The following is a 7,182-nucleotide window of genomic DNA, read 5'->3' as shown; positions in this document are numbered from 1 at the left end:
GCTTACGCCGCTCCTACAAGCAGTCCTTGCGGCATTGTCGGGCAAGCCCCTGCCGAGCATGGCTCGGCACTACCGCGCTTATGCGGCGCTGATGCGCGCAAGCAGCAGGCCTGCCACTACTACGGCGATTGCGACTACCACCATCAAGGCGAACAGCCAGCCACGACGACCTTGCCGTTGCCGTGTCGCCATCGCGGCATTGAACATGGCAACACGCTGCTGCTCGCTGGCCGCAATGACGGCCTTGGCCTTGGCCGCACCTTCATCGGCGCCCAGTCGCCCGGCCTTGATGTCATCGGCAATGACTTCCAACTGCTGCATCACTTCGAACTGCAGTTTCTGCAGTTCCAGTGCGGTGTCGTCATGATTGGACAAGTGGGGGTACTCGCGGTTGGGGTCAGGCAGAGGGTGACTGTAAAGCCTGCCGGATCATCCGTGACACCGTGGCCGGGTCATCGTTGGCCAGATGTTGGCCCAGCCGTACCAGACCGATGCCGAAACCCAGCATCAGAACGCCCGGTATCGCTGCAGGCAACAGGAGCAGCAGATCCACCCTGCCAACCTGGATGGCGGTGAGTACGCTCCAAAGTACACAGAAACCGAGCCAGAACACCATGAAGGCTTTGACCAGCCAGGGCTGCGCAAAGGAACCGCGCAGCTCGCAGCCCTGTGCGGTCGCATGTAGGCTGCCGCGGAAATGCGGTTTGAACGAATTGCGTATCAGCGTGCGGTGATACAGATGCACGCGCTCACTGCCCACCGACCCGGCAATCGTGCCGTAGGCGGTGAAGTTACGACGTGAAGTCGCCGTGCGCAGGGCTTCGGCGGCCTGTTGCGGTGTGAGCTGGCTGGCAAAGCTCACGGACGTATGCGGAAACAACCAGGTCCAGGCAGACATGTATTCGATCGTTGAAGGGCCGCCAACCATAGCGGCAAATGATCGATTGAACTACTGCGTACTGCTGTCGCGCTTGCGCATGGCCTTCTTGACCAGGGCGGTTATTTTCTTTTCCACTTCCGGGGTCATGTCGGCCACTGCGTAGGACGTGGCCCACATCGGCCCATCATCGAGTGCAGCGCTGTCGTTGAAGCCCAGTGTGGAATAGCGTGCGCCGAACTTGCTCGCTCCCTGGAAGAACACCACGACCTTGCCATCGCGTGCATAGGCGGGCATGCCGTACCAGGTCTTGGGGTTCAGGGAAGGCGCGGTGGCGGAGACGATGGCGTGCAGGCGCCGCGCCATCTGTTGCTCGGCTGCGGGCATCTCGGCGACCTTGGCGAGAAGCTCTGCCTCGCCATCGGCCTTCAATTTCCCGGCCTTGGCCTCGGCCTTGAGCTCGCGCGCACGCTCCTTCATGGCGGCCTGTTCTTCGGCGGTGAATCCGGTGGATTTGGACGCGGCCATTGCAGCTCCTGCTAAGTGTGGAAGGGCAAGGTTTTTTTACCGCAAGCCGTGTGCAAAGGTGTAAAGCCGAAGTGCAGGCGGGCGCTTCCATCCAGAGGCGATGTGTCCAGCTTGCGGACTGGGGTGGTCCAACCTGCTGGGCAGGCTGACGCGTTTGCACGACTTACAGCAGGCGAGTGCCCAGCGGTACTTCATGTTCGGGCATGCATAGGCTGACCCGACCCTCAGCGTCGTGAAATCCGGTCACCAGGCATTCGGACATCAGTGGGCCGATTTGTTTCGGTGGGAAGTTGAGCACTGCCACCACCAGCCGCCCGACCAGCTGTTCGGCGCTGTATAGCGCGGTGATCTGTGCGCTGGATTTGCGGGTGCCGATCTCCGCGCCGAAATCCACCTGCAGGATGTACGCGGGTTTGCGGGCTGCAGTGAAAGGCTCGGCGGCGATGACGCGGCCTACGCGTAGTTCAACCTTGCTGAAGTCGTTCCAATCGATGGTCTGCATGGCGGTTGCTCAGGGCTTGATGTCATTGCAGCGAGGAGGGGAGCGCGATGCAGGCTGATCTCCAGAACCCGTAGCGCGATCGCCAAACTCAGTCGCCTGTGGCGACGCGGTCCAGCCATAGTTCCATCGGCTGGTGGATGATTCCCATCGATTCGCTCACCTCGCCGCTGCAATGGAATCCGTAGCCGAGGTAGGCGGGCACCGAAGGCAGGGAGGCGTTCACGGTCAGCATGTCCGAGCGGGCGTGCTTGATGGCTTCGGCAAGCAGGCGGCGGCCGATGCCGCGGCGCTGCAGCTCGGGACTGATGAACAGCATTGCGATATGTCGCCCCTGCTTCAGCTCGATGAGGCCGGCGGGTTGCCCGGAAACTTCCGCCAACCACATCAGGTTGTCCTCGCTGATTCGGGAGGCAAACGCTTCCGCAGCGGCAAGCTTGCGGAACGTCGCGACGCCTTCGCCAGTGAGCGTGGAGGCAACCGAATCCATGAACGCCGCCATGCAAAGCCTGCTTGCGGCATCCACATCGTTCGGGTTGAGCGGCCGTATGTTCATTCCTTTTCCGTTGATGTGCGGGCGGTGATGCGGGTAGTGGACATCATGCTTTCTTGAGCGCCATGCCGACGCTGGCAGGTGCGGTCAGGGTGAAACCGTACTGTTGGTAAAGACGATAGGCTTCGCCATCCGCCAGCAGACTGACGTAGGCCGAAGCCGGCACCTCACGTTCGATGAACGCCTGGATCTCCGTCATCACCTTCTTGCCAAGACCGCGGCCCTGATGCGCAGGCAACACCGCGATGTCGACCACTTGGTAGAACGTGCCGCCGTCACCGATCACTCGGCCCATCGCCACGGTTTCGCCGGCATGGGTGATCTGCACGGCGAACAGCGAATTGGGCAGGCCGCGACTGGCGGCCTCCAGCGTCTTCGCACTGAGCCCACTGGCCTGGCGCAGATGCCGGTAGGTGTCCACGGAAGGGATGTCGTGGTTGATGGTGTAGTTGGGTTCGCTCATGGTTGCATCCGGCATTCTGGTTGGCTGTGCGTCGTCGTTTCAGGAGGGCAACGCGATGGGCACGTAGACCTCGTGCCAGAGGGTGACCTTGCCGGCACCGTTGAACCGCATCAGCAGCATGGCGCGGAACAGCTCGCGGCGCCCGTCAGCGTAGCTGATCCGTGCGCGCATCGAGAACGTGACCGAAGTGCCGTCCACAAGCGCATGATCTATCTCGTAGTCGATGCCTTCCATGCCGGCTTTCATGCCGTTGAGGAATTCGAGGTAGTTGGCAGGATTGGCCTCGTAGTGACGACCATTGGGCTCGACAATGAAGTGTTCGGCGAAGCACTCACCGATCAGTGCTTCGGTCAGTACGGAATCGCGATTGAGATGCCGGCGGTTCCAGTCGAGCACGGCATGGGCCAGCTGGAGGTGGTGCGTGCGTTGGTTTGTCATGGAACTCCGGAATGTGCGGAACGCCTGATATCGCATCGAGCGTGGCGGCGTAGGGCAGGGTGGTTCCGCTTTCAGTGGACGGCATTGGTCCGATGGTACCGCTGGCAGGAATGGTCTGCCCTCTGTCCGTTCACGGCAATGGTGGCGGATTGCCGGGCACCGCTTGGGCCGTGCCAGCGGCTGGCGGCGCAGTGCCGCCCAGCACGGCCTGAGCGATCAACTTGTCCAGACGGCGAACATCCAGCCCCTTGTTGAGGTTGACTTTGATGTGACCGGCCTTGGTCCAGAGCTCGATTTCGGAGTTGAAATTGAACAGGCCGTGGCCGTTCTCCGAAGACCACATGTAGATCGAGGAGTACGGCAGCGAATAGATTTCCACTTTCTTGCCGGTGATGCCTTGTGCGTCGCGCACGATCAAGCGTTTGTTGGTGAATACTGCTGAATCACGGAAGGTTTTGTAAGCCGCCACGGCGGTCTCGCCGTGCACGAGGATGTCGTTCACGTCCTGCGGAATCGGGCATTCCGATACCAGCGTCCAGGCCAGGATTGCATTTGTTTCCATGTAGAAGCCGTCCCCCGTGATGGTGAATTGTTTTGCAGCGCAGGCGGAATTGTAGGTGGGGCGCGGCTCGGGGCAATAGGCCGGAATGCATGCCGGTTGGACGCGTGGGCAATGCGGACGCGCGCCTGCAAGATGAGCACCTGTAGTGCCGAGCCATGCTCGGCAGGGGGCTTCGCCGGTAATGCTTCAGCCGAGCGTGGCTCGGCATGGAGCTTCACCGGTAACGCTTCAGCCGAGCATGGCTCGGCACTACAGGGGCAAAAAAAAAGCCCGGGCATTGCCCGGGCTTTTCAGTAGACAAACCAGCCGGACTTATTCGATCGGCTGTTCCAGCATCAGCTGGCGTGCGAAACGCACCGGCGGTGCGCCGTAGGACAACATCTGGTCGTGGTAGGCCTTCAGGTTGAAGTTGGCACCCTGCTTTTCCTGCACTGCCTTGCGGGTATCGAAGTGCTCCTGTGCACCGACGAAGTAGGTCGGCAGCTGGGCCGAGGTGAGCTGTGCGCGCACCCACTTGCCGGAGGCTTCGCTTTCCTGCTGGAACGCGTCGTGGGTCATCAGGTGCATGGCCTGCTCGCGGCTCCAGTTGTCCACGTGCACACCCTGGTCGAGGATGGCATTGGCAATGGTGCGCAGGTAGAACTTCAGCTGCACCAGGTGGAACAGCGGGTCGTTATCCAGGTAGCCCTGTTCCTGCATCATGCGCTCGGTGTAGACCGCCCAGCCTTCGGCGAACAGGCCAGAGCGCAGCACGGCGCGCAGCGTCGACGGGAACTTGCCCGAGTGCCAGCCTTCCAGGTAATGGCCCGGCGTGCCTTCGTGGATGGACAGCAGGTGGATCATGCGGCTGTTGTATTCGCGCAGGAAGGAATCGACCTGCTTGTCGTTCCAGTCATCCGGAATCGGCGAGACCGCATAGAAGGTCTTCAGGTTCTTGTCCAATGGGCCCGGCGAGTCGCAATAGGCCACGGCCACGCCGCGTTGGAATTCCGGCATCAGGATGATGTCGACCGGTGCGTCGGGCAGGGTCATCAGGTCATGCTTGCGCACGAACTCGGTGGACTGGTCCAGCGCAGCCTTGGCATCGTCCACGACCTTGTCGCGGGCCGGCTTGTCGGCATAGGCCAGTTCCAGTGCGGCCTCGATCGCCTTCTGCTGCTGGTCGTCGGTCGGGTTGGCCGGCATTTCCGGTGCGCCCGGCTTGTCCTTCAACACCACCTGGGCGATGCCGTACATGTCCTTGCGGACGCGGGTCAGCTCGGCGCGGGCACGCTCACCGATCTCGGTGCGCGACAGCGAGGAGTTGAGCGAGAACTTCAGCTTCTGGTCGTACTTCTCCGCACCGATGCGGAACTCGCCCTTGGCATTCGGCACCAAGGTCTTGTCGAGCCAGGTCTGCTGTTCTTCGACAGCGCTGGTCAGCGTGGCGATGGCGGCCTTCAGGCGTTCCTGGTCGGCGGCTTCGAGCTGGCCGATGTTGGGCACGATGAAGGTTTCAACCAGGCTGAGGATGCCGCGGTTCTGCTTGGCCACGGTTTCGGCGTGGATCTTCGGCACGCGCGCCGGATCCAGGTTGGCACGGGCGGCGGCGAAGATCTGCGGGATCAGTTCGATGCGCGCGGTGGCCGACTTCAGGCGCTCCGGCAGCGGCGCGAATTCGCGCGCCATCAGGCCGTAGATGGCGCTGCCGGCCAGGCCGTTATAGACCTGCGGGTCCCACTTCCACGACTGCATGGTTTCGTTGGACCAGATGTCCGACTGCAGCTGGTTGCGCAGGATCGCAGCGTCCACCTGGTTCTCGCGGCCGAGCTTGCTGACGTCGAGCTTGTTCAGCTCGGCGAGCAGGGCCTTGCTGGCCTCCAGGCTCTTCTGCTGGCCGGCCGCGCTGAGGTCGTCGAGCTGGCTGTCGTAACGGTGATCGCCGATCTGGGTGGCACTGACCGGGGACAGCTGCATCCAGGTGTCCAAAGCCTTCTTCGACAGCTCGGCGAACTGAGCGTCGGCCTGGGACTGGCCGGCCTGCTCGGTGGAGGTGGACGGCGCGTTCGGGGCGTCACCGCTCTGGCAGCCGGCGAGGCTGGCGAGCAGGGCGGCGGCGAGCAGGTGCTTGCGCATCGGTGATCCTGTTACTGAGGGAATCCGCGAGCATAGGTGGACTGGGCCGCTGCTGCACCTGCCGTTGGTTGGTGTCAGCTTGCCGAAACGGGCGGTTTGCATGGGCGGCAATCATGTAGCCCGGGTAAGCGCAGCGCACCCGGGGATGTGCTGAGCCCGTTGAAACAGGACCCCGGGTGCGCTGTGCTTACCCGGGCTACGTCGTTCTGCACAAATTTTTAGCCTTCGTATTCAGCCAAGTCGTTATGCTGCCGCCACGAAATCACCTGGAACATGGACGCATGAAGCAACTGCACGGAAGGACCTTGGTGTTGGCGATGGGCGCGCTGCTGGCGCTGGCTGGCTGTGCCAAACATGAGATGTCGGCCGAGAGCGCGGCGGTGGCAGCCGATGCGGTGCAATCGCCAGAGGGCGCATTCCTGGCCTATGAGCACACCGTGCAACTGCAGTTGCCGGGCAAGGACATCGCGCCGCGGGTGAAGGCTGTATCCGATGCCTGCCAGAGCACGAAGTTTGGTGACTGCGCGGTGCTCAACGTGTCCCAGCAGGGCGGCGATACGCCCCGCGGCTCAATCAAGGTGCGGGTCGCGCCCAAGGGCGTGGAGCCGCTGATCGCGTTGGCCAGCGACAAGGGCGAGGTGACCACCCGCAACACCGAGGCCGAGGATCTGGCCCAGCAGGTCGCCGATACCCAGCTGATGCAGGATCGCCTGAAGGCCGAGCATGAACGCCTGCTCGAGTATCAACAGCGCAAGGATCTTGCGGTGGCGGACCTGCTGACGATTTCGGCGCGGCTGTCTGAGATCGAAGCCGGCCTGCAGCAGGCCAACCGTGATTCGGCGCAACAGCACCGTCGCATCGATACCCAGCTGGTGACGATCAACATCGAATCGACCAACAGCCAGCGCAACCGCAGCGAGATTGGCCGGGCGTTCGGCGACTTCGGCGAGATCTTCACCACCAGCGTGGCTTATGTGATCCGCATTGCCGCAGGCCTGCTGCCGTTGATTCTGGTCGGTGGCTTCCTGGCATGGTTGCTGCGCCTGTGGTGGCGCCGCCGCAAGAAGAAGTAATCCGCAGATTTGTGGGAGCGGCGTAAGCCGCGAAGCTGATGCTCTGAAACGACAGCAGCTTCGCGGCTGCCGCC

10 protein-coding genes are annotated in these 7,182 nt (G+C 62.4%); 1 reads left to right on the top strand and 9 read right to left on the bottom strand.

Annotation, left to right across the window (positions count from 1 at the left end):
• Window positions 1-78 precede the first annotated feature (78 nt).
• From QMX78_RS19070 to QMX78_RS19030, 9 genes are all read right to left on the bottom strand, one after another.
• A complete protein-coding gene (locus tag QMX78_RS19070) occupies window positions 79-375 on the bottom strand; it encodes a hypothetical protein (protein WP_282272529.1) in 297 nt (98 codons plus the stop codon).
• Between the two features lie 22 nt (window positions 376-397).
• Window positions 398-898 carry a hypothetical protein gene (locus QMX78_RS19065; RefSeq protein ID WP_282272528.1) on the bottom strand — a complete coding sequence of 167 codons (501 nt, stop codon included), beginning with the start codon at window positions 896-898 and terminating at the stop codon, window positions 398-400.
• Window positions 899-949: 51 nt separating this feature from the next.
• Complete coding sequence (locus QMX78_RS19060; protein ID WP_282272526.1) at window positions 950-1,405, bottom strand: DUF1801 domain-containing protein; 456 nt, start codon at window positions 1,403-1,405, stop codon at window positions 950-952.
• 163 nt (window positions 1,406-1,568) lie between these two features.
• Entirely contained in the window at window positions 1,569-1,907 is a 339-nt protein-coding gene (locus QMX78_RS19055) for a tRNA-binding protein (protein ID WP_282272524.1), read from the bottom strand.
• An 88-nt stretch (window positions 1,908-1,995) separates the two neighbouring features.
• Window positions 1,996-2,460, bottom strand: a complete 465-nt coding sequence (locus QMX78_RS19050; RefSeq protein ID WP_282272522.1) for a GNAT family N-acetyltransferase — start codon at window positions 2,458-2,460, stop codon at window positions 1,996-1,998.
• 43 nt (window positions 2,461-2,503) lie between these two features.
• The gene (locus QMX78_RS19045) at window positions 2,504-2,920 is read right to left on the bottom strand and encodes a GNAT family N-acetyltransferase (protein ID WP_282272521.1); all 417 of its coding nucleotides are present in this window, start codon (window positions 2,918-2,920) and stop codon (window positions 2,504-2,506) included.
• A 39-nt stretch (window positions 2,921-2,959) separates the two neighbouring features.
• A complete protein-coding gene (locus QMX78_RS19040) occupies window positions 2,960-3,358 on the bottom strand; it encodes a nuclear transport factor 2 family protein (protein ID WP_282272519.1) in 399 nt (132 codons plus the stop codon).
• A 130-nt stretch (window positions 3,359-3,488) separates the two neighbouring features.
• The gene (locus QMX78_RS19035) at window positions 3,489-3,920 is read right to left on the bottom strand and encodes a PH domain-containing protein (protein WP_282272517.1); all 432 of its coding nucleotides are present in this window, start codon (window positions 3,918-3,920) and stop codon (window positions 3,489-3,491) included.
• Window positions 3,921-4,232: 312 nt separating this feature from the next.
• Complete coding sequence (locus QMX78_RS19030; protein ID WP_282272515.1) at window positions 4,233-6,035, bottom strand: DUF885 domain-containing protein; 1,803 nt, start codon at window positions 6,033-6,035, stop codon at window positions 4,233-4,235.
• Between the two features lie 281 nt (window positions 6,036-6,316).
• On the opposite strand from QMX78_RS19030, the gene QMX78_RS19025 reads away from it, so the two are divergent.
• Window positions 6,317-7,108, top strand: coding sequence for a DUF4349 domain-containing protein (locus QMX78_RS19025; protein ID WP_282272513.1), 792 nt, complete (start codon window positions 6,317-6,319; stop codon window positions 7,106-7,108).
• Window positions 7,109-7,182 lie beyond the last annotated feature (74 nt).

The sequence above is a fragment of the Stenotrophomonas sp. PS02298 genome (assembly GCF_029959445.1).
Classification (GTDB): Bacteria; Pseudomonadota; Gammaproteobacteria; order Xanthomonadales; family Xanthomonadaceae; genus Stenotrophomonas.
Note: the sequence above shows the minus strand (reverse complement) of the source record. Positions and strands in the feature narration are given on the sequence as shown.

Excerpts from the sequence above, each read along its gene's own strand:
- QMX78_RS19065 (WP_282272528.1), bottom strand. The coding sequence starts at position 898 with ATGTCTGCCTGGACCTGGTTGTTTCCGCATACGTCCGTGAGCTTTGCC.
- QMX78_RS19060 (WP_282272526.1), bottom strand. The coding sequence starts at position 1,405 with ATGGCCGCGTCCAAATCCACCGGATTCACCGCCGAAGAACAGGCCGCC.
- QMX78_RS19055 (WP_282272524.1), bottom strand. The coding sequence starts at position 1,907 with ATGCAGACCATCGATTGGAACGACTTCAGCAAGGTTGAACTACGCGTA.
- QMX78_RS19050 (WP_282272522.1), bottom strand. The coding sequence starts at position 2,460 with ATGAACATACGGCCGCTCAACCCGAACGATGTGGATGCCGCAAGCAGG.
- QMX78_RS19045 (WP_282272521.1), bottom strand. The coding sequence starts at position 2,920 with ATGAGCGAACCCAACTACACCATCAACCACGACATCCCTTCCGTGGAC.
- QMX78_RS19040 (WP_282272519.1), bottom strand. The coding sequence starts at position 3,358 with ATGACAAACCAACGCACGCACCACCTCCAGCTGGCCCATGCCGTGCTC.
- QMX78_RS19035 (WP_282272517.1), bottom strand. The coding sequence starts at position 3,920 with ATGGAAACAAATGCAATCCTGGCCTGGACGCTGGTATCGGAATGCCCG.
- QMX78_RS19030 (WP_282272515.1), bottom strand. The coding sequence starts at position 6,035 with ATGCGCAAGCACCTGCTCGCCGCCGCCCTGCTCGCCAGCCTCGCCGGC.
- QMX78_RS19025 (WP_282272513.1), top strand. The coding sequence starts at position 6,317 with ATGAAGCAACTGCACGGAAGGACCTTGGTGTTGGCGATGGGCGCGCTG.